Here is a 24,918-nt window from a genome sequence, read left to right on the forward strand (position 1 = left end):
AAACGATCACAAATTGTGGAACATCCTTTTGGAACCATTAAGCGATCCTTTGGTTATACTTTCTTTCTAGGGAAAGGGCTGGATTCTGTGAACGCAGAAGCAGCTCTAATTGGTGTTGCCTATAATTTCAAAAGACTAACGAAAATCAAAAAAATTTCGGAGATTGTGGAGCTATTAGTAGCTTAACCACACCGAAACTCTTTGTTAATTTCAATATTAGAAGTTTTGCAAGCAAAAAAGTACGTTTGAGTGCTGAAAATTGAATATTTGTTAGACAGTCTGACGTACGGTGGTGTGAGAGGACGGGAGCTAATTACTCCCTCCTACTCGATTATTTCGTATTTGCTTTTGTCCCAGTCCCACTATCCATTTTTCTTTTTAAAAAGTGGACGACTACAGCATTTCAGACGTTGTTTTCGCCTGCATGTGAAGCAGCAAGTAATCCGGGCCACCCGCTTTTGAGTCGGTTCCCGACATGTTGAAACCGCCAAAAGGCTGGTAACCGACAATTGCTCCCGTACAGCCGCGGTTGAAGTACAAGTTGCCCACGTGGAAATCTTCCCGCGCCTGCTCCAAGTGCGCGCGGTTGTTGGAAATAACGGCTCCTGTCAAGCCATATTCCGTATTATTGGCGATTTCCAGAGCATGATTGAAGTCTTTGGCTTTGGCAAAAGCCACGACCGGTCCGAAGATTTCTTCTTGCATGAGGCGCGCTTTCGGATCAAGCCCCGCAAAAATCGTCGGTTGGATGAAATATCCTTTCGAGTCGTCTCCTTCACCGCCAGCCATTAATTCGCCTTCTGTTTTCCCGATCTCAATGTATTTCATGATTTTATCGAATGCGTTTTGATCATTCACCGGCCCCATGAAGTTGTCCGGATTCATCGGGTCGCCGACTGTCAATTCTTTCGTAAGCGCCACTGCCCGTTCGAGCACTTGGTCATATACGTCTTCGACGATGACGGCTCGGGAGCAAGCAGAACACTTCTGTCCGGAAAAGCCGAATGCCGATTGGACGATGGATTGAGCAGCCAATTCAAGGTCCGCTTCTTTATCGACCACGATCGTGTCTTTTCCACCCATCTCGGCGATAACACGCTTCAACCAGATTTGTCCTTCGTTCACGATAGCCGCGCGCTCATAAATTCGCGTTCCGACTTCTCTTGAGCCTGTAAAGCTGATAAAGCGTGTTTTCGGATGGTCGACGAGATAGTCGCCGACTTCCGCGCCGCTTCCCGGAATGTAGTTGACAACACCTTTTGGCAAGCCTGCTTCTTCCAGCACTTCCACAAATTTGGCAGCAACAACAGGTGTTGTGGAAGCCGGTTTCAACAGAACCGCATTTCCGCTCACGACGGCAGCAACGGTTGTCCCCGCCATAATCGCAAACGCAAAGTTCCACGGAGAAATAACGACGCCGACGCCAAGCGGGATATAATCATAGCGGTTATATTCCCCCGGACGGCTTTGCACTTTTTTGCCGTCTTTGAGCTCCAACATTTGCCGGCCGTAGTATTCCAAGAAATCAATGCCTTCTGCCGTATCGGCATCGGCTTCTTTCCACGGTTTTCCGGCTTCTTTCATAAGCAAGGCGGAAAATTCATGCTTCCGGCGGCGGACAATGGCCGCGGCTTTAAAAAGAACGTCTGCCCGGACTTCCGGTTTTACTTTTTTCCACGACTCAAAGGCTTCCAGCGCACTGTTCATGGCGCGCTCCGCCAATTCCCGGTTCGCTTTGGATACGCGGCCGACAACTTCCTCTTTGTTCGCGGGGTTAACCGAAGTGATTTTTTCTTCCGTTTCGATCCGTTCACCGCCGATGATTAATGGATAATCCTGGCCAAGATAACTTTCTACAAGCTCCATTCCCGCTTGAAACGCTTTCTTGTTTTCCTCTTTTGAAAAATCCGTGAATGGTTCATGTTTGTATTCAATCATTTTGTCACAGCTCCTTTTTCATCTTACTTCTTATGGTTCCTTTTAAAGCAGGGAGAATGTCCATTCTTACCCAAAAGACGATAAGGGACGTATACTTTCACTGTGCAGCTTGGTTCAACAAGCGCAAGCGGTGTTTTCTCCTCATGTCATCCAGCATGTACATGCCAGTTGAAAGTGCTTAACAGGGTCTTTCAGAAGCTCGCGGGCTTGGCGAGGGCTTGGGGATTGAAAGCTCAGTTCAATCTGTTTTTTATCATGATCAGTTTGATAGTCCCCTTGACAAAACATCTGTTGATGAGCGTTCCCGATCTTGTTTTTCCTATTATGGGCTTTGCAACATGGCGATTTTCACTTTTTTAGAAGGTCGAACCATGCCCTCAGCATTTGATTTGAGCTTTTCTTTGTTGATCGTCAAAGTCGATTTTCGTGTTTGGAGTCGAATAGACTCTCCCAAATGTCCTGTCTCATTGACAGAAATGGAGTGATGAAAATCCTGCAATCGGTGATTTTATTGCGCCCAATTTCCTGTTTTTTCAGAGGTTATGTTGTTTTTACTGATGATGAATAAATAAGAAACAGCTTATGTGATCGCTTTCAGAGGACCACCACCCCACCGTTTTTGTCTCATAAATTATCGTATTACGAATCTATGGACGCAACAATGTCGGCCTATGACAATCTTTCCGGCTTTTTATTGTGGGTAACGGACAATAGGTTTGGACTGCCTTCGTTTGAAACGATCAATTTACCAATTTTAAAATATAGGGAAGCGGGTTTATACGACTTGCGGTATTCAAGTATCAGGTTAGGATAGTACCTACACAACAATGTTGATCTGTACGAAGAAAGACAATGCGTAAACCGGAATGTCCACTGGTGGACAACATTGGAAGTAATACGCTTCGTAAAAGACGGGTAAGCTTTGTGAAACGTAACACAGCCAGCTACATCAGGGGATATCCCGACCTGTCATTCACTTAAAAGAGGGGCATTTAAAGGCCGAAAAGCAGCCTTGAACCCCGCTATCGCTTCTCTCAAGAGCAGGAAAGACTCGCCATATCTTTCACCATATCGATAAAGTGCTTGGACGCGGTTTGAATATATTCATTCCGCAGTGTCACGAGGCTTAGCTTCGTTCGCAGTTTCGGATTTTCCAATGGTATGAGTACAGGCATTCCGGGCCATTGCAGTTTGTTGAAGCTTTCTGGCACGAAAGTAATGCCGACTTCTTTTTTCACCATCTTGAGCATGGGAAGGACTTCGGTTCCCCAGTATACAACTTCGGGAGAAAAACCGATATTTTGGCATGACTCAATAATTTCGTCTGCTATCCCCCGCCCAAACGACGTAGTCGGAAGCAGAAACTTTTCATTTTTAAGATCATTGAGGTCGATTGAAGATTTTTTGAGCAGTCGATGTCCCGGAGGCACTGCTAAAAGAAGTTGTTCCTCTATAAGGGGCGTTATGTTCAGGTCGTCTGCTTCAAAGATGGTCCGTACGATCCCGAGTTCGAGCTCCTGACTTCTGAGCTCGCTTAAAATATAGGCTGAGTTTCCTTCTTTTACGCGGACAATCACGTTTGGTGATTCTCCCCTCACTTTTTGAACGACTTGAGGAAGGATAAATAAATTGGCTGATGTAATGCAGCCGACATTTACAGTACCCCTTAATCCGTCCCGATGTTCCAATAGCTCCTTCTCAATATTTTCGGCCGCCACGAGCAGCTCCTTCCCTCTCCGGTATAAAAATTCACCATGTTTTGTCAGTTTTAACCGCTTGCCGGAACGGTCGAATAAAAAAACGTTTAATTCTTTTTCCAACTTGTTGATCATGATGCTCAACGGAGGCTGGGTCATATTCAATACTTCCGCTGCTTTTGAAATGCTTCCTGATTCTACAATTGTAATAAAATAACGTAATCGATGTAGATCCATGGAGACCTCCTCTTCAATTTATTTAAAATATATATATAACTGATTCATATTATATATTTGAAATTACAAAAAAACCAATATATACTAAATTTTATAACAAATCGAAATATTAAAACGTGGTAACGAGAGATTTTTGCGCTGTATTTTCTTTCATGTTCATTGGATTTGTTGCTTGCGGCATTTCAGTCAAGGACTCATCCGGTGCTTCTACGGAGAAAACCGGTGAAGACAATTTGGCTAAAGAACTAACATTCTTTTCATACGGAGATGATTGGCCAGAGGAAGGAGGAAAAGGCTTTAAGGATAAATTCGATGTAAAAAGTGCTATATGATCCGTACGTTTTAGGGCGTCGGCAGATTTGGGAGCGTGCTCTGTAAAATTTTTTTGACGTAACGATACCGCCTACACTTCCGAGACTTGTTGCCGGTTGTTTCATTACATCTATTTGGCTTGTCGTTCCTGACTGGTTGGGGGCAAGCAAGTCGATTATGCGTTGGTAACGTAACGTTATTCGGGATGACTTCCAAATAAACATGAACCGGTTAGCTGGATGCTTGGTATCGAATTTATTTGGCTGATCATCTCTTTGATCAAACTGTCTGGAGATAAGGAAGCATTATAAGGAGAAGGGAGAGGGGGAGCTGGAAAAGAAAGCAGGGGCTTTTGAAAAGGCGGAAAAGGTTTTCCCAGGTATGACAGCGGATGTGAAAAGACGGGGAGGAGTCGGAGGGAAGCAGAGGAGAAGCGCTTTATATTTCGGACAATCCGCTGTGGATGGGGGAACAGCGTGTAATGGCTGACAGAAGGAGCGGATCGAATACCTGCCGCCGCGGGCTGTTCAACGAAAGGCCTGGGAGGGAGGGGCTTTGCGGATGGAAGATTCAATTTTGTTTCGCAGGGAGGAACGAACAAGTTGGGATATATGTTCTATTTCTTGAAAACTTGGCGCCTCCAAGCGGGTTTTTACGATTCATGTTTTAAAAAGTCTTCTGTGGAATCATTGAGAGTCATGGCAGAGATAGCGACTTCTTCCGAAGCGTGTTCAATTTCAACTACGATATCGCTTAATTGTTGCAGTTGGTCTTCAATGCGGTGGTTTTGTTCTTTCGTTTTTTCAATTAATTCAAGAAGTTCATTAAAGTCTTTATCTGTTCGATCCATGCTCTCAATACCTTGGGCCATCAGGTGATTTACTTTGTCCACGGACTGGCTTGCTTGGCTAATCAAAGTGTTTGTTTTGATAATTTGGTCTGATACGCTTGAGGTCGATGTTTTTGTCTGGTCCGACAGCTTGCGGATTTCTTCGGCTACAACAGCAAAGCCTTTGCCGTATTCGCCGGCGCGCGCCGCTTCAATGGAAGCATTTAAAGCCAGCAGGTTAGTTTGATCCGCAATGTTGTCGACAAGAGTGATCACCTCAGTGACGCTTAAAGCGATCTCGTTTAATTCAGTCGAGAAGGTGTGAATGTCGGCTACAGCCTTTTGAATATCGCTTAGCTTCTTTCCCAGATCATTGAGCATTTGCTTTCCCCGTAAAGAACGGGCGGCCGAGTTGTCTGCCAACTCCATTCCTTGTTTAGCCAGTTCAAGAATGGAGTCTGACTGTTTACTTAACTCTTTTAAAGAAACGCTCGTCTCTTCAGAAATAGCGGCCAGTTCTTGTGAAATAGAATGAACATAGCCGGCCATTTGTTCTTTTTTGCGTTTGTTGGCGGAGCGGATTCGCTCTTCCTCAATTTCGTAAGCTTCGAGGACCAGCTGCTGCTCCAGGCTGAGCAGTTTCGAGACGGCTGTAATGGCGATGATCTTCTCGTGTTCTATTTTCGATTGTTTGGAAATCATTGTGACGAGTAAGTTGAACAGCTTCTGGAAAGAAGACATATACCATTTTGCTTTTAAGCCGATACGGACATGGGCATTGGCGATGCGGATCCGTTTTTGAATAAACTCATCGTCAATATTACCATTAAATAGCTCGCGAATATGGCGTTTTAATGTTTTTTTAAGGCGTTCAACACTACTGTGCTCTTCGATAATCGCTAACAAATTCGGCTGTTTAATGACAGCATTATAAAACTTGATGACGATCTCTTCAATATGGGCGTCCACAACGGGCTTTAATGACTTAACGATTTTCAAGTCCCGTTTTGTTAAACCAGTCATCTCCAATTGGCTTGCCAGGTCGCTGCTTGAAGTCACTGACAGCTGGAGCACTTGCGGAGAAATGGTAGTAACCGCTTCCAATCTGGCTGTCCTTTTTGATCTTGATTTGAAAATTTTCATATTTTCACTCCTATACTTTTTTGTCAAAACTTTATAGTAAAAAGTTAATCAGCCCGGGGGTAATAAGGCTTTCAGTGAAAAAACTTTCCGCTCCTCATATGTGAAGGCTTGATGAGGGTGCCACACGACACCAAATGACAAGCTGTACCCTCGGTTGTTAACTTATTTACTCGAATGTATCAAGTATCAAGATCAAGTGATTCATAACTATTCATTCCTTGCAAACCTTGCCTATCGTAAAAAACATGTTTGAAAAGCCTGCAACAGCCAGTGAATGAGTCTGAGTCGAAAACTCCATGTAGATCATTTTCTCATCATCGAAACGCTGAAAAAGCTGATTTCAAGAGTTTCTTAAAACAGTCTCTTGATGAGTAGGGGAGAAATCTCACATCGGCTCAGAGTCGTTCTGAATTGTGAGAAAATATGGCCGTTACCTTACATTGGAAAAGTCTCAACTCGTTTCTATACCCGGCAGTTTCCTTTTATATCGGATTCTTTTAATGATTATTTATATAATAATTAAAAAAGTTCTGTTATTTTTTTGGTCGTCTTTTTACAGATCGCTCTTCTGCAGTCACTTTTTTATGCATAGTAGCCATAACGTTTACTATGTTGAATCCAGCGGCCATTGTACCTTTGATGGTGTGTATTATGGGATCGGTACTCTTTTAGTAGCCAGCCCTGAAGTGACTGCTAAAAGGGAACAGTATTTGTCTAAAACCTGGAAAAATGATGGGTCACAACAAAACGTTTATTCATACCGTTTAACGTTCATTTCATCGTTATTAGAAAGTGCCCCTAAACAAGTGGATAATATGAAAGAACATATTGAAAAGGCGACAGAAAAGTTTTTTGTCGGTTCTTGCCCATCGTGTGAGAATGGGAAAATACAAGACAATGGAAAGCTTTATGGTTGTCCAGGCAATCGTGAGGGGTGCAACTTTACAGAAAACATTTCCAGGAAAAAAACTATCTAACTCATATAAGAACTTTGTTGAGTGTAAAAAAGACAAATTTTAATAAAAGGACGGAAAATTGTGTTTTGAATATCCTAAAAAGAAGTGAAATTCTTATAGTGGGGTGAACAAATAAAGTGTGTAAATCCACTTTATTTAAGGTGCTTTTTAAAACCTTTCTTTCAGTTAGAGATAAATTGCCTTACAAAATTTTGCCGGTCGACGATAAATGAGTAATCATTGAATATAAATAGGATATCTCCTTAATGAAAAAGACTGAATAGTGTTTTGTTTGGTTTATTGTGTAAAATAAAAAAATTCCAAAAAAAGAAGGGGTTTTAACCATTATAAAGAAGTATAGTATCTATAGAAGAAGTGTAGATAAAAAAGGAGAAAATATGAGGATTTATAAAACATAGTAAAGGAGGATTGAATAATACACTAAGACACAAGTATAAAAGTGAACGATAAAAATAATAAATTTTTCATTAATTTATATGCGAAAAGGTGATTCAAGTTGGATTACGAATTTTTTAATTATATTAGGTATGAATCTATATTTCTTCTACTCGTTTTAATTGGATTGTTTGTCAATGCTGTTTTTTTCAAAAGAAAAACAATTATTAATTGGTTTGCTACCGTCAGTATTTCGTTTATATGTGTTGTGGTGGGTACATTAAGTTTTATTATGGGGTCTATTCTTATTGATGAATTAAATCTTTCAAGTGATCTGAAAGATACATTTATCTTTATGGGGATTATAGTTTTGGCAATAGTTAATTCTCTAATTTCGTATAAAAGTAAAACAAACTCTATTGACAAAATGGAAAAACTCAATTAGGGGGATTGTAGAAATAGAACGAAGAAAATTGGTTGTGCTTTTTCTTTTTTCTTTAATGGTAATAGGCTCTATATTTCCTTCATTAACATTTGCTAAAACTCCTGATATGGTTGAAACCGAGGACGGTCATGAAATAGGATTCGAAGCACCTGTAATATCTAATAATACAGAAAGCCCAAAAATAGAATTAGTCGACGAAAATATTGTTGAACAGACAATTGTTATTGAACCATCTGATAATAGACACATCGTTGAAATTCCTCTGGAATTACAAAACGGTGAGTATATGGTACTTGGAGAGGATGAGCAGGGAAATTTAGATGGTGCGGCGATGATTTATAATGAGAAAAAAGAATCAATCGGTATTCTTTCATCTCCGGTAATGGAAAATGAAGAAAATCTTAATGTAGTATCTGTAACTAAAAAAGATGAAAATACGTTAGAGTATACCCTGGAATCGGATGGGTTGAGTGAACCTACAACTATGTCGGTTACTTTAGCTGCTACTTCTTATTCAAGCTATTTTTCTAGCGGCAAATGGATTACAAGGAGTGGAAAAATTTCTTTAAGCTTAACTCACAAACCTTATCTTTTCAGTGGTTCGACTAATGATAAAATGTTAAAGCTGTCTGATTCTTGGAATAAAGTAGTTGCTAAACATAAAAGTAGTAAACATTGGAAAAATCAAACTAGTTTATATAATCAATATGCCTGTCACTATGGGTACGCACCATTCAAAAACCCATGGAATATAGAACCTTGGAGACCAAATGTCGGGATAGCTAAAACGATTGCAAAACGTTGTAATCCTTAGAGTCACCAAAGAAAAAATGAAAACTTTATAAAAGAGATACTTTTTTGATGGGGCTGTTATAGAAAATCAGTTTTCACCGACCTTTCTGGACAGCCCCTAATCCCGCAAAAGCTAAAACGGTTCTTAGCTTTTATCCTAAACCATGCTTCTTTGCATAATTTCCCCAATGGGGGTTTCTCCCATCGATATCAGAAAACTGGTATTCATCCGATAGATCCCAGCTAGTTTGAACTGTTCCTGTTCTTTCGAAGATGTTCGGATCGGCAGCCAGTGCCGCGATGCCTTGTCCAATCAAATAAGGTGTTTCCGACTCGATGAAATGGGGCTCTTTTTTTACTGCGTCTTTCCAATTGGCTTCGGTGACGCCAAAATGGTCAAGCATGGCTTCCGAACGCAGAAACCCGGGGGTAACTGCCAGAGCAGTGACGTTATAAGGACGAAGATCTGCCGCCATGGCTTCCGCCAAATGAATCGCGGAAATTTTGGCTAGGCTGTAGTATAAATTTCCCCGATAGCGATAATCCCATCCATCGGTAATTTCCATAATCAATCCGTCTTTGCGCGCCGCCATTAACGGTGCCCCGTAATAGCTTGTTATCATATGAGAATGGACTGCCCTTTCTTGAATAGTCAAACCGTTCACAAGTGAATGCTTCCAAAATGGTTGGCCCCATTCCGTGAGGGGATCGCCACCCCAGACGTCATTGACCAATATATCGAGACGGCCATGGTGTTCCTCATTGATTTTGTCAAATAAAGCTTTCACATCGGCTTCGACTGTGTGATCAACGCGCACGGGGATGCCCATGCCGCCACGGGCAGTTACCATTTCTGCGGTCTCCTCAATCGTTTCCGTACGGCCCATGTCGGAAAGCTTTTCACGTGTGCTTCGCCCTGTACAGTATACTGTCGCTCCGGCCTCGCCAAGCGATACTGCAATGCCCCGCCCGACACCGCGGGTTGCTCCGGCGACGACCGCTATTTTTCCTTGTAATGGTTTCATTTCATCATCCTCCTTTTAAATTTCTTTTTTATTATAAATAGTGAAAGATGACATCTGTTGTCATATTGATACAATAAAATAAAGAAGACAGGAGGTTGTGACATGCGCGCAGATCGGTTAATTGCTATTTTGTTGTTGCTGCAAAACAACGGAAAAATGACGGCGAGAGAATTGGCGGAAAAACTGGAAGTATCAGAGCGGACGGTGCACCGAGATATGGAGGCGTTAAGCACAGCGGGTGTGCCGATATTTTCTGAGCGTGGGACGAACGGCGGGTGGTTGCTTACGGACGGCTATCGGACGAACTTGACCGGCATGAAGACGGAAGAGATGCAGTCATTGTTGCTAGCTCATTCTTCATCACTGCTTAATGATTTGGGGATGGAGGAGCCTTTTGAGGCCGCCTTTCAAAAATTGTTGGCAGCGATCCCCGGAAGAATGCATTCTGAGGCAAAACTGGTGCGCGAGCGCATCCATATTGATGGAGCCGGCTGGCATCAAAGAGAGGAAGCACTTCCATGCCTTTCGACAGTCCAGGAAGCTGTCTGGCAGGAAAGAAAGTTGGAAATGGCGTATCGGCGAAATGAAAACATGTCGGAAAGGGTTGTTGATCCGCTAGGCCTTGTGGCAAAAGGAAACATCTGGTATTTGGTTGGGGCGGTGGATGGTGAGCTGCGCACATACCGCATCTCGCGAATCGAGCGGGCCCGAATTACAGCGGAATCGTTTCAACGGCCAAATCATTTTAACTTGGCGGCATATTGGGAGCAATCCACAAAACAGTTCAAGGCTCAGCTTCCCCGTTACCTGGCCCAAATTTGCTTTTGTAAAAAGGTGCACGATCGCCTGGCAAAACAGCCTTACATGAAAATTTGCGCTGTCAAAGCGGCGCAAGGCGGCTGGATCGAAGCCGATGTTGAATTTAACACGCTTGAATCGGCCAGTGAAATCGTCCTTGGTTATGGTTCACTCATCAAAGTACTTGCACCACTAGAGCTCTGTGAAAAAGTAAAAGCCGAGGCGCTGGCTGTTGCCGAAATGTACGAATAGGCAGAGAGTACCGGTGGTAAAAACCCATTCTTATATGATAAAGCTTTGCATCTAACCCATCCATCCATTCAAATTAATGTTACAATAAACAGTAACATATAGGTGACCAAATAAAGGGAGATGCTGTCATGAAAACTCGTCTCGATTTACATTTGGAATTGGGCCGCCTGCTTCAACATGTTCAAAGAGCGATGATCATCACGGACCATAACGGAACGATCACTGCCTGTAACCATTTGGCCGGTATTTTTTTAAGGAAACAAAAGAATGAACTGATTGGCGAAAAGTTGGATGCCGTCATTCCGGAGACGAAGGTACATAATGAAAGGCATTTAGATCGTCTAATCGCTGGGAAACGGTTCTATTTACATCGGTCGGCTATAGATGATGGGCAAGGCGAAATGGGCATGTTATGGACAATGGATGGTCAGCCCGATGGATTGCTCCAGCAAACAATTGAAAAATATGAAAGCGCTCTCGAGGGGTTGTCTGAGTGCATTATGGGTGTTGATGACAAAGGCAATGTCAACTTTTTAAGCCGCTCCTATGCCAAGCTGCTCGGAATTAATGACCCGAATTCTGTTATCGGAAAGCATTGTACCGAGATTGTTGAAAATACGAGAATGCACATCGTCATTCAAACGGGAGAGGCGGAGATTGGGCATTTCATTCAAATTGGCGAAAGAACGGTATTGGCGACCCGCATACCGATTTTTCATAACGGAACAATTACAGGAGCTATTGGCAAGATCATGTTTCATGACGTCGACGAATTGAAAGCATTGGCGAATCGGGTGCAGGAAATGGAGTCCAAAATCGAATTTTACGAAAAAGAAATGAAGCGCATTCGAGGGGCCAAATATTCTTTCCAAAGCATCGTAGGGAACAGCGATAAAATCAGAGAAGTGAAAAACAATGCCCAGAAAGTTGCGAGAAGCCGATCAACCGTTTTGATCAAAGGGGAAACAGGCACGGGAAAAGAACTGTTTGCCCATGCCATCCATTTGGCAAGTCCGCGAAATGCGGGCCCGTTCCTTCCGGTCAATTGCGCGGCGATTCCCAAAGAATTATTGGAGGCTGAATTGTTCGGCTATGAGAGTGGTGCTTTTACCGGAGCGAACAAAGGCGGAAAGCCGGGAAAGTTTGAGTTGGCGAATCATGGCACTTTATTTTTGGATGAAATAGGAGATTTGCCGCTCGATATGCAAGCAAAGCTTCTTAGGGTGCTGGAAAGGAAGGAAATAGAACGAATTGGCGCAACGACATCTAAAAAAGTCGATGTTCGCATCATTGCGGCAACAAATCGAGATTTATGGGAAATGACGCGGAAAGGAAGCTTTCGCGATGATTTGTATTATCGCCTGAACGTTTTTATGCTCGATATTCCCCCATTGCGGGAAAGAAAGGAGGACATCCTTCCGATTGCAAGCCGCCTCATCATAAAGTTGAATGAGGAAATGGGTCTGAACGTGGCATCCTTGGAGGATGATGTAAAAAAAATATTCATGAAATACCATTGGCCGGGAAATATTCGCGAGCTTGAAAATGTGCTTGAACGCTCCATGAACGTCATTGACAATGATGATCACATTCGTACACATCATTTGCCTGTATATTTGGTAAAAGGAAGAGGATTGGCTCAAGCAGAAAGCATCTATTCTTTGAAGAAACAATTGGAAGAAGCGGAAAAAAAGGCGATCTTAAGAGCATTGGAAAAAGCAGGAGGAAATAAAATGGAAGCGGCAAGTTTATTGGGAATCCACCGGGCCAGTCTATACAGGAAATTGGAAAAATACGAAATATCCGATGTATGAGGGGCAAAACAAACAGCTCCTTTTTTTGTTGCGAAATTGCAAAACATTCGCGTGAATGCGACAGACAAAAGAACTATTTTAGCAAAAGAGCCCCTTCTCATACCTGAATGGAAAGTTGGTAGCCTATGGGAATTTTGTGATGAGCCATTAACACCACTCCTTCTCATACCTGAATGGAAAGTTGGTATGCTTTTTGCAACATATTAAAAGGAGCACGATCAAAAGTCATGGAAGGGGGAGAAGGATGGATGAGCAAAATTTGGCGCAATTTTTAGTCCGGAGAATTGAAAAAACACCGGAAAAAGTGTTTCTCCGCTTCGAAGAGCAGCGGGTTACGTATGAAGGTTTGTATAAGCGCGTCGCCCGGGCAGCAGGCGGATTTTCGGAGCTGGGAATTGGCAAGGGAGACAAAGTATGTGTCATGCTTGATAACAGTCCTGAATATGTGGATGTATGGTTTGGTCTCACATGCATAGGCGCCATTCTCGTCCCAATCAATGTTCATTTAAAAGGAGCAGGCTTGCAGTACATTTTAACGCACTCAGACTGCAAAGCAATGATAGTTGATGAAATGTATTTGGCGCGAATAAGTCCATGCCTATCTTCTTTGCCAAAAGATGTAAAGATTATGATCCAGACGAAGGATCAAGCCTTTTCATATTCGAACCGATATAGTAGCCTTAAAGATATATTCACTTATTCGGAAAGTGAATGGCCTTCTTTAGATTTTTCAGGAGTTGCGATCAACAGTATTCTTTACACATCGGGAACGACTGGGCCGCCAAAAGGGGTTATGCTCAGCCATGCCGCCTATATAAACGCCGCCCAAGCCTTTTCGGAGCGGATGGTCGGTGTCCGTTTTGATGATACTCTCCTAACAACATTGCCTTTATTCCATATTAATGCTCAAGCCCATACTGTTTTGGGCGGTATTCACTCCAATGCCACGGTCGCTCTAAGCAAAAGATTCAGCGCTTCCCGCTTTTGGGAGGAAGTCTGTTATCATCAAGCGACCATTTTTAATTCCTTGGGTTCGATGATTCCCATTTTGTGCAAACAACCTGAACAGGAAAATGATCACGACAACCCTGCTCGTATCACTGCGTGTGCGGCAACACCAGAAAGATTCTGGAAACAATTTGAAGAACGGTTTAAAATAAAAATTGTGGAAGGATACGGCCTGACGGAAACATCCGGATTTTGCGTTTCCAATCCTCTTGACAAAAGGAAAGTCCCATCGATCGGGAAGCCATTTCCATTTGTAGAAACGAAAATTGCCGATGAAAACGGTAAGCGTTTGCAAGTCGGCGAAGTCGGAGAGATTCTTATCCGTTCTTTAAAGAAACACACATTTATGGAAGGGTATTATAAGATGCCTGATAAAACGGAAGAGGCCATGCTGGAGGGATGGTTTCGAACCGGTGACCTCGGGTATGCAGATGAAGATGGCTATATGTACTTCTGTGACCGCTTAAAACAATGCATCAGACGAAGAGGTGAAAACATTTCATCATGGGAAGTAGAAAAAGTGATTAACGCCCATCCGAAGGTGCTGGAGTCAGCGGCGGTGGGGGTGCCTTCTGAAGTCGGGGAAGAAGATGTCAAAGTGTATGTCATTCTGAGAAAAGGTGAACATTTGCCGTATGAAGAATTCATCAAATGGTGCGAAGAACGAATGGCATACTTCATGGTTCCGCGTTATGTCCAATATGTTGACTCTTTTCCCAAAACCGCCACGGAGCGGGTACAGAAGTTTAAACTAAAAGAAGAAGGTATTGGGAACGCATGGGACAGGGAACAAGCCATGGGCCGTATTGAGAAAAAATAATGTGGGAATGGGGTGAAAATGGTGTCTGCAGATCAAGTGGTGCGTGTATGGAATAATGAAGGGGTCGCCACCTTGGAAATCGACCATCCGCCGGTAAACTCGCTAAGCGCGGAAGTGGTCAATCAACTGACCGGTGTGTTGCAGAAAATGGAAGGAGATCCCCAAGTGAGGGCAGTCATCATAACTGGAAGCGGTGAAAAAGCGTTTGTTGCCGGAGCCAACATCAAAGAGTTTCCGGATTGGATCGGTAAAGGAGAGGAAGTGGCTGAAGAAAAATCGAAGTGGCTTCAACACCCTTTCGATTTGCTCGACCAGTTGTCAAAGCCTACAATTGCGGCCATTAACGGATTGGCCTTGGGCGGAGGCTGCGAACTGGCCCTTGCTTGTGATTTGCGTATCGCGGAAGAGCACGCGCAAATCGGGCTTCCCGAAATCACGCTTGGGCTATTTCCGGGAGCAGGGGGCACACAAAGACTGCCGAGACTCGTCGGGGAAGGGAAAGCAAAAGAACTGATGTTTACCGGTGAACCAGTTTCCGCTCGTGAAGCTCTCCGGATCGGACTTGTCAATATTGTTGTTCCTCAGGGCAAGGCCTTAAAAAAAGCTCAAGAGCTGGCTGAAAAAATTTCCCGATACTCCCTGCCTGCTTTGTCCCTGATGAAAAAAGCCATCACAGAGGGACGGAATGAGTCTCTTGAAAGAGGGTTGGCAGTGGAAGCCAAATATTTCGGAAAGGTGTTTCAAACGGAAGATGTGAAAGAAGGAGTATCAGCCTTTATTGAAAAAAGAAGACCCACTTTTACGCATCAGTAAAGAAAGGCGGTGTTCATTTATGTTTCAAAAAGTGTTGATTGCAAACCGGGGGGAAATTGCGGTTCGAATTATCCGAACATGCCAAATGTTGGGTATTCAAACAGTCGCTATCTATTCAGAAGCAGATGCGGACGCACCGCACATCAAAATGGCGGATGAAGCCTATTTGTTGGGAGGCCCCAGGGTTGTTGAAAGTTATCTGCATGCAGATAAAGTGTTAGACGTTGCCAGGAAATCCGGAGCGGATGTCATTCACCCAGGGTATGGCTTTCTTTCGGAAAATAGCTCATTTGCCGAGCAGTGTGAAGCGGAGGGGCTTGTTTTCATTGGTCCCTCTTCAGACGTGATTGCCCGCATGGGCAGCAAAATTGAATCGAGAAAAGCAATGCAGGCAGCAGGTGTTCCGGTTGTTCCCGGAATTGCCCATTCGCTTGCGGATGAAGAAGTTGCCGTTCAGGCGGCGGAGGAAATTGGTTTTCCGGTTATGTTAAAAGCTTCTGCCGGCGGCGGCGGGATCGGGATGCAAATTGTCCGTAATGCTGATGAATTGCGAAAAGCTTTTGCCGGAAATCAGAAACGCGCAGCAAGCTTTTTCGGAGACAGCGCCATGTATATCGAAAAATATATTGAAAATCCGCGTCATATTGAAATTCAAATTCTCGCAGATAAGTTTGGCAATGTTATTCATTTATGGGAGCGCGAATGCTCTATTCAACGGCGGCACCAAAAGGTGCTTGAGGAGGCGCCCTCACCTTTTCTAGACGATGAAACAAGAAAGAAAATGGGGGAAGCGGCTGTCAGGGCGGCCCGGGCCATTGGATATTCCAATGCGGGCACGGTTGAATTTTTGGTAGATCGGAACAAGAATTTTTACTTTCTTGAAATGAATACCCGCCTTCAGGTTGAGCATCCGGTCACGGAAGAAATTACCGGTCTCGATTTAGTTGCCGAGCAACTGAAAATGGCTGCTGATTATTCTTTGACGATGTCTCAGTCGGATATCAATCCGAGAGGGCATGCTATTGAGGCGAGAATTTATGCGGAAGATCCGATGACATTTTTCCCGTCTCCTGGTAACATCACGAAATTGGTTTTTCCTGATGGCCCCGGTGTTCGCAATGATGTCGGCGTTCATCATGAATCAACAGTAACCCCTTTTTATGATCCGATGATTGCGAAGCTGATTGTAAAAGGAAAAGACCGGGATGAAGCAATCAATAGACTTCAAAATGCTCTGTCAGCCTATGAGGTGGAAGGGATTAAAACAAACATCCCTCTGCTCAGGAAAATAGCAGATCATCCCGCTTTTCAACAGGGAGAAACAACAACCAATTTCATAGAACAGTATTTGCAGGGCGAAACAGCGAAGTGAAAACGTATAAAAGGAGGAATCAGCGATGAGTAAAGTGGTAGCCAGCATGGCTGGAAGCGTCTGGAAGATTCTTTGTAAAGAAGGAGATAGCATCGAAGCTGGAGAAGATGTAGTCATATTGGAATCAATGAAAATGGAAATTCCCATCCAAGCAGAAGCAGGCGGAACCGTAAAGGAAGTAAAAGTAAATGAAGGTGACTTTGTCAATGAAGGTGACGTACTGATTGAGCTGGAGTAAATTCTTTGCAAAGGAGCCGTACATGATGTCAAAAAAAACATTTGATGAAAGAGCGGAGTCCATTCGGCAAGGTGGTGCCGCCAAATATCATGAACAAAATGAAAAACGCGGAAAGCTTTTTGTCCGCGATCGTTTAAGATTGCTGCTTGACCCGGATTCATTTTTAGAAGACGCCATGTTTGCCAATTGTGAGGCCGAGGGACTGCCGGCAGATGGTGTAGTGACAGGTGTTGGAAAAATGGACGGCCAAACGGTATGCGTCATGGCAAATGATTCCACTGTAAAGGCCGGCTCCTGGGGCGCTAGAACGGTGGAGAAAATAATCCGTATCCAGGAAACGGCCGAAAAAATGAGGGTTCCGCTTATTTACCTCGTAGATTCGGCAGGTGCGAGAATTACGGACCAAGTCGACATGTTCCCGGGACGGCGGGGGGCCGGAAGAATTTTTTACAATCAGGTAAAACTGTCCGGGAAAATCCCGCAAATATGTGTGTTGTTTGGCCCATCGGCTGCTGGCGGCGCCTATATACCCGCTTTTTGCGATATCGTCATCATGGTAGATAAAAATGCTTCCATGTATCTCGGTTCGCCGCGGATGGCGGAAATGGTCATTGGCGAGAAAGTGACGTTGGAAGAAATGGGCGGGGCCCGCATGCATTGTTCGGTATCGGGATGTGGGGACGTATTGGCCCAAAATGAAGAAGAAGCCATCGAGCTGGTCAAAAGCTATCTCTCATATTTTCCGGCGAATTTTTCGGAAAAACCGCCTGTTCGGGAGGCGACTCCTGCAAAGCAATTGGAGAAAACATTGGAGGAGCTCATTCCGGAAAATCAAAATGCGCCATTCAATATGTATGATTTTATTGAAGGAATCATTGATGCGGACTCATTTTTTGAAATTAAAAAGTTATTTGCGGGCGAAATCATAACAGGGCTTGCCCGCCTGGATGGAAAACCGATCGGCATTATCGCAAACCAGCCCCGGGTGAAAGGCGGGGTATTATTTCACGACTCGGCAGACAAAGCGGCCCGATTTATGACTCTTTGTGACGCCTTCCATATTCCGCTCTTGTTCCTTGTCGATGTACCCGGTTTCATGATCGGAACAAAAGTGGAGCGGGAAGGAATTATCCGCCACGGGGCGAAAATGATCTCGGCCATGTCAGAAGCAACAGTGCCGAAAATCTCGATTATCGTCCGGAAGGCATATGGCGCCGGATTATATGCGATGTGCGGTCCAGCATTTGAGCCTGATTGCTGTCTGGCGTTGCCGACCGCCCAAATTGCCGTCATGGGGCCGGAAGCGGCGGTCAACGCCGTCTATGCTAAGAAAATCGCGGAGCTTGATGAAAGTGAGCGAAATGCCTTTATCCAGCAAAAAAGAGAAGATTATAAAGAGGGAATTGATATATACAAGCTGGCTTCGGAAATGATTATTGACGGCATCGTGCCAGCAAATTCTCTGCGCGGGGAACTCATTCAACGGTTCGAGGCGTACTCGTCAAAGCATACGATTTTTTCTGAACGGAAACATCCGGTTTATCCCGTGTAAAAGCCTTCAAGGGTTCCATGTGAACCCTTGGATGCAAAAAATACGGAATATTCAATAATGTTTGCGAATGTTGTCACAAGTATAATCGCGATTTTTTTTTCACAAATGAGGATATGGATCGCGCGCTAAAAAATGAGCTACTGTTAAAACAAGGAAAAGTACCTGCCAAGCTTGATTCACATCACGTGCAACAGTAGAATTTGCCACTATTGAAGGAGCGCGATCCATTGGATCAGTTCATAAAATCGGCAGTTTAGAGCCGGGAAAGAAGGCGGATATCATTTCTATCCGAAATAAGGGTCTGAATATTCCATCTTTTCATAACCTTGTTATTGCTATTCGCATCCTCGAAATGTCGACTCGGTCTTTGTGGAAGGAAAAGCCCTCAAAGGAAGTGGCAAACTTGTAACGATGAATGTGGAGGCTATCCAAAAAAACCTCAGGCATCGCATGAGTACTTCTGAAAAGCAAAGCGCCAAACGAATGAATAAAGCAAAAGAAACATTTCCGCCAACTGCTGAAGTAAAAAAATTGAAAAGGGAGGAAAATAATGTCGCGAATTGATCAAACCATTTACGCCCTGTTTGGGCTTGCTGTTGTGATGGTGATTGGAATGGTAACAAATTCATGGAGGGCCGTTCTTTATCCCTTTTTGATCATGGTCGGGCTGGCCATCTTTTTGGGGCTGATAAAAGATATTAGAAGGAATCCCCGTAAAATCTGGATTCCCGTAACGGTTACAGCTATTTATTTGTTTTTGTATATATTCCATGATGTGATCACGATGGATTCGCCGACAGGTGGAAAAGGCTTTATATGGGGCCTGTCGCCGGCAATGGCTTTGTATATTTTCGGTATTTGGCCGCTTGCTGTGCTTGTTTGTCTGTTATATACGTTGACCTTTCAAAAGGATTCCGTCACACAACAGCTGCGCCAAGATGGCCAAAAGAATATCAACATGTAAGGGGGGATGTCAGTGGGCACTACGATCATTACAGTTGTCGCTATCTATTTGTTAATTTGTATTTTGATCGGATTATGGGCAACGAGAAGAACGAAAACGGCGGGTGATTTTTTAATTGCCGGCAGGAATTTGGGCATGTTTGTCATGGCGATTGCGGCGTTTTCTTCGATTCAAAGCGGATTTGGAATGCTTGGGGGAACCGGATTGACTTTTAGCAATGGGATGGGATTTATTGCGGGAATCGGCATTTCGGCTTCTTTGGGCTTTGGGTTGACATGGTATTTGGCAGGAAAGCGGATTTGGAAAATCGGCAGCATGGGTGAAGTTTATACGCTCGGGGATATTGTGGAAAAAAGATACGAAAGTAAAGCAGTCCGCGGCTGGCTCGGATTGGCGATCATTTTTGGCGTGATCGGTTATTTGGGAACACAAGTCCAGGCGATGGGCATTATTATGCACAGTATTTTTGGGCTTTCTCCCAAGTTGGGCGCCATCATTGGATTGGGTATTCTCGCATTTTATTGCGTGGGCGGAGGGATCATAGCGAGTGTTTATACGGATCTTTTTCAAGGTGTCATTATGGTCGCTGTTTCATTGGTTGTATTTTTTATGGCTATCCATGCCGGAGGCGGCGTGCAACACATTTCCGAAAGTCTGCAAAGCGTTGATCCCCAATTAACTTCGTCATTCGGTACGTATCCGATTATGACCGTCGCTTGCTGGTTCTTTTTATTCAGCCTGGGAGCGGCAGGACAGCCGCATTTCATTCATAAATTTTTGATGATTAAAAGCCAAAAAGAATTAAAGTGGGGCGCCTTCACGGCAGGTCTTGCATACGCTTTCACAACGCTGTTGGTCGTTGGAATCGGGCTGACGGCAAGGTCTCTTGATATACAAGGAAAATTTCCGGCTATCTCCACTCCGGATGAGTCGCTTACAGCATTTGTAACGCACTTTACACCGCCCATTGTGGCAGGGCTTGTTCTGTCCGGACTGCTTGCGGCGATCATGTCAACAGGTTCGGCTTTTGTTACCCTTGGAGCCGCGAGCTTAATCCGGGATATTCCGCGGGCCTTCAACAAACAAGTGAAGAATGAGCTTTTATGGAATCGGTTGACTGTGCTTGGCCTTTTGACACTATCTCTTTTATTCTCTTTTTATATGGATACACTCGTTGCATTGCTCGGCATCTTCGGTTGGGGAACATTCGCGTCAGCCGTATTCCCTCCCATTATTTTGGGGTTAATTTGGAAAAAGGCTACCAAATACGGGGCTATTTCCAGCATTGTCGTCGGGTTGTTTCTAAACTTCTCCCTGGAAATGTTAAATAAATACGACTTGGCTATCTTGCCTTCAGGTGTTATTGTCGGAGCATTTGCTTTTGCCGTATCGATTATCGTATTTATCGGCGTTTCCCTTTTGACAAAAGAATCTGTCGTTCCATTGGATAATCAGGTTATCGACGCGATGGAAGGGTAAGGGGGTATTGGCGAAAGTCTATCTTTTTTGGCTTGAATTCTTTATGATGAAAGAAGAGTACAAGTCGAAGGCAGGTGAATTGTAATGGGAACATGTCCAATAGATCACTCGCTTGAGGATGTTGTAAAAAAGCTTGATGACCAAAAACCATTCTTGCCGAAAGAATTGGCTGATCGGACAGAACAATTTTTGCAGGAGAAACTTTCACAGAACACATTAAATGAACTGTTTCATCTGTTGAAAAAGTATGACCTGGCCAGTGAAGAAGAACGAGCCGGAAGAAATGTAAAATTGACGGAAATGCTTGCTAAAAAAGCGTGAATAAAGATGACAGGGCTGTCTAAAAAGTCCCATTTAGAGTAAAAGCGCTCAACCCAAGAAAGTTGATTTTACGGTATTCTGGGGTTAGTTTTTTTGGGATTTTCAAGCTGAAGTATTATTTTTCGGACAGCCCTCCAATTTTTCAACCATAAATCTTAAATGGTTGGCTGAAGGGGAAGGAATGCTTTTTTATAAAAATAGGTGTCCAGGTCGAAAAAATATCGGCTTTTTGGACGCCTTTTTGCTGGTTAACATACGAACCCGGATTTTCCGATGGAATAACGGCTTAATGTGACGTTGTGGCATCTGGCAAATCTTTATTGGAGAGAAAGGGGTCCTGATCGGGTATCAAGAAGCGAGTGAAGGTATTTTTCAATCGGTTGATCTGACAGCAGGTTCGGATGGGTATACTGTTCCGTTCTATGCTCGAAGTCAGAGATTTGCCCCCATAAGCGTTGATTCAGTCACTCTTAATGTAATAAAAAGGAACAAAATTGCACCACTTCAGAGGGAGGTAAGTCAACATAATCAAGAAGAAGCCGAGAGGTGACCATCACGGCGTCTGTTTGGTTGGCTTCCATTATATAATGAACCAAGCCGCCAAATCATATAATATTCCGATCCCGATGGTGAGTATGAAGGAATGACCGCTGTGGCAAAAGTGTTGACAAAAAAGCCGAATAGGGACAGAAAACAATCCCGCAGCTGGAAACCGGCTGGTAACACAATACGCAACAGTCTTCAAACTGGCGGTCTTAAAAAAACGTTGGCGCCAGCCGTTCAGTGTCTGACAATAGTCATTATTTGCGAATTATGAAGTATTTATATTGCAAGAAGGCAACCCGACCATTACAAGAATGCCGGAGTCCATGTCCCATGTTACATATGACGGGGGACGCGGGATTTGTATTGGTGATTCACATTCGACTTTGCCGCGTGTATGGCTCCCGGATGTTGACAAGAAGCAGGAGACATTCGTCGATTAAAAATAATATGAAACTCTCGCTTTTGACACTGGAAGGCTTTGAACCAGGATGAATGATAGCGAGTGATCTTCCTCTTTTCAATGTCTTGGAAACAGTATAGGAGAGGATGATAGGGATGACGGAAAATGAACGGGTCATGGAACAAGTTTTACAATTACGACAAATGGGGATCAAATCGGCAATTGCCACTGTTGTAAAAGTATATGGATCTGCTTATCGCCGTGAAGGGGCCAAGATGTTGATTGATGAGTATGAGAATAGGACGGGGATGATTTCAGGCGGCTGTCTGGAAGCGGATGTAGCCGAAGCCGCGAAAGAGGTGATCTCTACCGGCCAACCCGTTTTGAAAACCTATCATCTGGATGAAGAGGTTGTATGGGGGTTGGGGCTTGGCTGTCCGGGAACGGTTAAAATCCACATAGAGCTTGTTTCATCGTCTGAATAATCTGGAAGGAAGGGGCATGCTTTGAATCATTCATCTGCTTTTGATCGTTGGCTGGCTTTTATCAATGACGAAAAACCTTGTGTGCTCGCGACCAGTTTGGATATGTCCGCTCCTTTTTCCTCTAAAGGCGGCTCAAGGCGTTTATTCATTTCGCCGGAAGGAGTTTTAGCTGGATGTCTTGGTGTTGGGGAGGCGCAGACGCAAATCATAGAGTTGGCAAAGAAAAAGTTAAAGCAAAGAAATCCCAAATCGGAAACGGTAATCATTTCTTTATCGGATGGCCGGGAACTTCCCATTTTTTTGGATGTATACGTTCCCCGGTCTGAAATCATGATTTTTGGGGCTGGACATGATGCCATTCCAGTCGCCCGGTATGCTTTATCTGTTGGTTGGAAAACAACTGTAGTCGATCCAAGACCTTACTATAATAGCGAGGAAAGATTTCCGGGTGCAAAGAGAATTGTGGCGGATGCAGGTAAAGTGTCCGATCAAGTTAGGATAACGGATCGCACTTATATAATTGTGATGAACCATCATCTGGAAAGGGATCAAGAGACGTTGAAATTTGTCTTGCCCTCACCCTCTCCATATATTGGTGTGCTCGGTCCCAAAAGGAGACGGGAGCGGATGTTGCGGGTGTTGCAAGAAGAAGGGCATGTTTTTGCAAAAGAGACACTGAAACGGATGCACAGTCCGGTTGGTCTCGATATTGGCTCCGAGACACCTGAAGAGATTGCCATCAGCATTTTAGCTGAAATCATCGCGGTTAAAAATGGCCATTCCGGTGGTTTTTTACAAGATTCCCCTCACATTCACCGTACCTCAAAAATGATCAATAGATTGTAACAAAAGGAGAGCAAATGAAAGATTCAATCAGCGCCATTATTTTAGCGGCTGGAACTTCTTCACGAATGGGACGGCCAAAACAATTGCTTGATTGGGGTGATCGGCCCTTGTTGTCCCATGTCATTCACAAGGTGCTGTATCATCCTTTTTCAGAAGTGATCACCGTCATTGGCCATGAAGCCGATAAAATAAAAAGGACTATTCATATACGGGACTCCCGCTTCAAATGGGTCGAAAATAAACAATATGGGAGTGGTCAAGGCTCAAGTCTGAGAGCCGGAGTTCAGCATATAAGTACAGACGGTCCGGGCGTGATGGTCTTTTTGGGTGACCTGCCCTTTATCTCCCAATATACAACCAGCTTCGTATTTCATGAAGGTGCAAGGCTGCTGAAATGTAGTTCGGAACCTTTCGTCATGCGGCCCGTTTATCAAAAGACAGGAGGACATCCCGTGTTTTTCGGTCATCTCCGCGACGCCGTCTTGGAGGTTCTGGATGGTGATCAAGGAGGCAGAGCTCTCCTAAACATGATCAAGGTGAAAAGAGAACTCTTTGTACATGATTCGGGAATTGTAAAAGATATTGATACCCGTGATGACTACAGACAGGCTTTGAAACAGGGTGACCTTGATGAGGACGGCTGAATAACAACTGTTTGCCGAATAGTGGAATGTTTGGCAAAATGAAATAAATGCGTGTAGATGAATGGGGGAACTATTTGATTTTTGTGGAATGGTATTCTAAAGCCAATTTTCATCGTAGACCATCTCTGTTCGTTACAATCAATGTTCAGCCTAATGGCGAGCCATCGGGAAGTTCGTCGATCATGCGGGCTTTGGCAGGTGATGTAACAAGCCAACCATCTGGATCAGCCATCAGTATCAAAAGCAAAGTGTCTGAATAGAAAACGGTTGAAACTTTTTCCCATCTTTATTGTGAGCGGTGTCCGGCTATTGTACAATTCAGCAGGCACGCAAAAAAGCCGTTAAAAGAATCAATTTATGGAGCGAAAGTCGGCTTCCTACGTATGGATGGCAACTTCCAAATGGTCTTTATACGTGAAAACGGCCCAAAAATATGGGGCTTGCCCTTACAAAAGATTCTGCTCGTTGAAAGAAACCGTTCGTCATTTTAAGAAGCCAAGAAAGCTTTAAATATTCGCCGAGAGCTGACTTAAAGTCATGGACATCTCCCGCCAGCACGAAATTCATGTTTTTCAGCAATCGCTTCCAACAATATTGATTTTCCCATCCCATTCACTCGAACAAGAAATGTGCAGATTTTTCATCACTACAAGATGGAATATGACCATGTAGCAGTGCAAGTCTTTTTAAAAACATGGAGTCACTTGCGGTATCAATCTATCAATGTATGGAATGGCTTACCATGCTCAAAAATGACGGGGCGATTGGAAGTTTTTGAAACTGGGGAAAAACTTGG

Annotated in this window: 21 protein-coding genes and 2 pseudogenes; 18 read left to right on the forward strand and 5 right to left on the reverse strand. The window is 43.9% G+C overall.

Going from position 1 to position 24,918, the window contains the following annotated elements:
* Positions 1-186: transposase (locus JOC94_RS05670; protein ID WP_205178866.1), on the forward strand; the 186-nt coding region annotated here is incomplete at its 5' end.
* Positions 187-393: 207 nt separating this feature from the next.
* Here JOC94_RS05670 and pruA read toward each other — a convergent pair.
* The 3 genes from pruA to JOC94_RS05685 form a co-directional block, all read right to left on the reverse strand.
* Positions 394-1,938 (reverse strand): L-glutamate gamma-semialdehyde dehydrogenase, encoded by a 1,545-nt coding sequence (gene pruA / locus JOC94_RS05675; protein WP_205178868.1) that lies wholly within the window; start codon positions 1,936-1,938, stop codon positions 394-396.
* Positions 1,939-2,972: 1,034 nt separating this feature from the next.
* Positions 2,973-3,872 carry a LysR family transcriptional regulator gene (locus JOC94_RS05680; RefSeq protein WP_077111952.1) on the reverse strand — a complete coding sequence of 300 codons (900 nt, stop codon included), beginning with the start codon at positions 3,870-3,872 and terminating at the stop codon, positions 2,973-2,975.
* A gap of 964 nt (positions 3,873-4,836) precedes the next feature.
* Entirely contained in the window at positions 4,837-6,156 is a 1,320-nt protein-coding gene (locus JOC94_RS05685; RefSeq protein WP_083717541.1) for a globin-coupled sensor protein, read from the reverse strand.
* 584 nt (positions 6,157-6,740) lie between these two features.
* Here JOC94_RS05685 and JOC94_RS05690 point away from each other — a divergent pair.
* Together JOC94_RS05690 and JOC94_RS05695 are read left to right on the forward strand one after the other, a co-directional pair.
* The gene (locus JOC94_RS05690) at positions 6,741-7,133 is read left to right on the forward strand and encodes a hypothetical protein (RefSeq protein WP_139345644.1); all 393 of its coding nucleotides are present in this window, start codon (positions 6,741-6,743) and stop codon (positions 7,131-7,133) included.
* Positions 7,134-7,927: 794 nt separating this feature from the next.
* Positions 7,928-8,767 carry a DUF2599 domain-containing protein gene (locus JOC94_RS05695; RefSeq protein ID WP_139345643.1) on the forward strand — a complete coding sequence of 280 codons (840 nt, stop codon included), beginning with the start codon at positions 7,928-7,930 and terminating at the stop codon, positions 8,765-8,767.
* 130 nt (positions 8,768-8,897) lie between these two features.
* On the opposite strand, the gene JOC94_RS05700 is transcribed toward JOC94_RS05695, so the two are convergent.
* Entirely contained in the window at positions 8,898-9,770 is an 873-nt protein-coding gene (locus JOC94_RS05700; RefSeq protein ID WP_077111946.1) for an SDR family oxidoreductase, read from the reverse strand.
* A 102-nt stretch (positions 9,771-9,872) separates the two neighbouring features.
* On the opposite strand from JOC94_RS05700, the gene JOC94_RS05705 reads away from it, so the two are divergent.
* The 15 genes and pseudogenes from JOC94_RS05705 (at position 9,873) to JOC94_RS05770 (ending at position 24,122) form a co-directional block, all read left to right on the forward strand.
* Positions 9,873-10,820, forward strand: coding sequence for a helix-turn-helix transcriptional regulator (locus JOC94_RS05705; protein WP_077111945.1), 948 nt, complete (start codon positions 9,873-9,875; stop codon positions 10,818-10,820).
* Positions 10,821-10,948: 128 nt separating this feature from the next.
* On the forward strand, positions 10,949-12,634 hold the full coding sequence (locus JOC94_RS05710; protein ID WP_077111944.1) for a sigma 54-interacting transcriptional regulator: 1,686 nt from the start codon (positions 10,949-10,951) through the stop codon (positions 12,632-12,634).
* Positions 12,635-12,878: 244 nt separating this feature from the next.
* Positions 12,879-14,462 (forward strand): ATP-dependent acyl-CoA ligase, encoded by a 1,584-nt coding sequence (locus JOC94_RS05715; RefSeq protein WP_077111943.1) that lies wholly within the window; start codon positions 12,879-12,881, stop codon positions 14,460-14,462.
* A gap of 18 nt (positions 14,463-14,480) precedes the next feature.
* Positions 14,481-15,275 carry an enoyl-CoA hydratase gene (locus tag JOC94_RS05720; RefSeq protein ID WP_077111942.1) on the forward strand — a complete coding sequence of 265 codons (795 nt, stop codon included), beginning with the start codon at positions 14,481-14,483 and terminating at the stop codon, positions 15,273-15,275.
* Positions 15,276-15,294: 19 nt separating this feature from the next.
* A complete protein-coding gene (gene accC, locus JOC94_RS05725; RefSeq protein WP_077111954.1) occupies positions 15,295-16,647 on the forward strand; it encodes an acetyl-CoA carboxylase biotin carboxylase subunit in 1,353 nt (450 codons plus the stop codon).
* A 25-nt stretch (positions 16,648-16,672) separates the two neighbouring features.
* Complete coding sequence (locus tag JOC94_RS05730) at positions 16,673-16,885, forward strand: acetyl-CoA carboxylase biotin carboxyl carrier protein subunit (protein WP_077111941.1); 213 nt, start codon at positions 16,673-16,675, stop codon at positions 16,883-16,885.
* Between the two features lie 22 nt (positions 16,886-16,907).
* Positions 16,908-18,437 (forward strand): acyl-CoA carboxylase subunit beta, encoded by a 1,530-nt coding sequence (locus JOC94_RS05735; protein ID WP_077111940.1) that lies wholly within the window; start codon positions 16,908-16,910, stop codon positions 18,435-18,437.
* Positions 18,438-18,639: 202 nt separating this feature from the next.
* A pseudogene (locus JOC94_RS23485) lies at positions 18,640-18,846 on the forward strand (amidohydrolase family protein); the annotation flags it as partial.
* Positions 18,847-18,987: 141 nt separating this feature from the next.
* Complete coding sequence (locus JOC94_RS05745) at positions 18,988-19,401, forward strand: hypothetical protein (RefSeq protein ID WP_077111938.1); 414 nt, start codon at positions 18,988-18,990, stop codon at positions 19,399-19,401.
* A 12-nt stretch (positions 19,402-19,413) separates the two neighbouring features.
* Positions 19,414-20,880, forward strand: a complete 1,467-nt coding sequence (locus tag JOC94_RS05750) for a sodium:solute symporter family transporter (protein WP_171973910.1) — start codon at positions 19,414-19,416, stop codon at positions 20,878-20,880.
* Positions 20,881-20,964: 84 nt separating this feature from the next.
* On the forward strand, positions 20,965-21,201 hold the full coding sequence (locus JOC94_RS05755; protein WP_077111936.1) for a hypothetical protein: 237 nt from the start codon (positions 20,965-20,967) through the stop codon (positions 21,199-21,201).
* Between the two features lie 827 nt (positions 21,202-22,028).
* Positions 22,029-22,187: a hypothetical protein gene (locus tag JOC94_RS05760; RefSeq protein ID WP_171973909.1), complete on the forward strand. Its 159-nt coding sequence runs from the start codon at positions 22,029-22,031 to the stop codon at positions 22,185-22,187.
* Between the two features lie 115 nt (positions 22,188-22,302).
* A complete protein-coding gene (locus JOC94_RS22825) occupies positions 22,303-22,632 on the forward strand; it encodes an XdhC family protein (protein WP_236016990.1) in 330 nt (109 codons plus the stop codon).
* A gap of 21 nt (positions 22,633-22,653) precedes the next feature.
* Entirely contained in the window at positions 22,654-23,478 is an 825-nt protein-coding gene (locus tag JOC94_RS05765; RefSeq protein WP_236016991.1) for an XdhC family protein, read from the forward strand.
* A gap of 14 nt (positions 23,479-23,492) precedes the next feature.
* The gene (locus JOC94_RS05770; protein WP_077111935.1) at positions 23,493-24,122 is read left to right on the forward strand and encodes a nucleotidyltransferase family protein; all 630 of its coding nucleotides are present in this window, start codon (positions 23,493-23,495) and stop codon (positions 24,120-24,122) included.
* 450 nt (positions 24,123-24,572) lie between these two features.
* On the opposite strand, the pseudogene JOC94_RS22830 reads toward JOC94_RS05770, so the two are convergent.
* Positions 24,573-24,762: pseudogene (locus JOC94_RS22830) on the reverse strand (AAA family ATPase); the annotation flags it as partial.
* Positions 24,763-24,918 lie beyond the last annotated feature (156 nt).

It is taken from the genome of Siminovitchia thermophila, from assembly GCF_016909185.1.
GTDB classification, from domain to species: domain Bacteria; phylum Bacillota; class Bacilli; order Bacillales; family Bacillaceae_C; genus Siminovitchia; species Siminovitchia thermophila.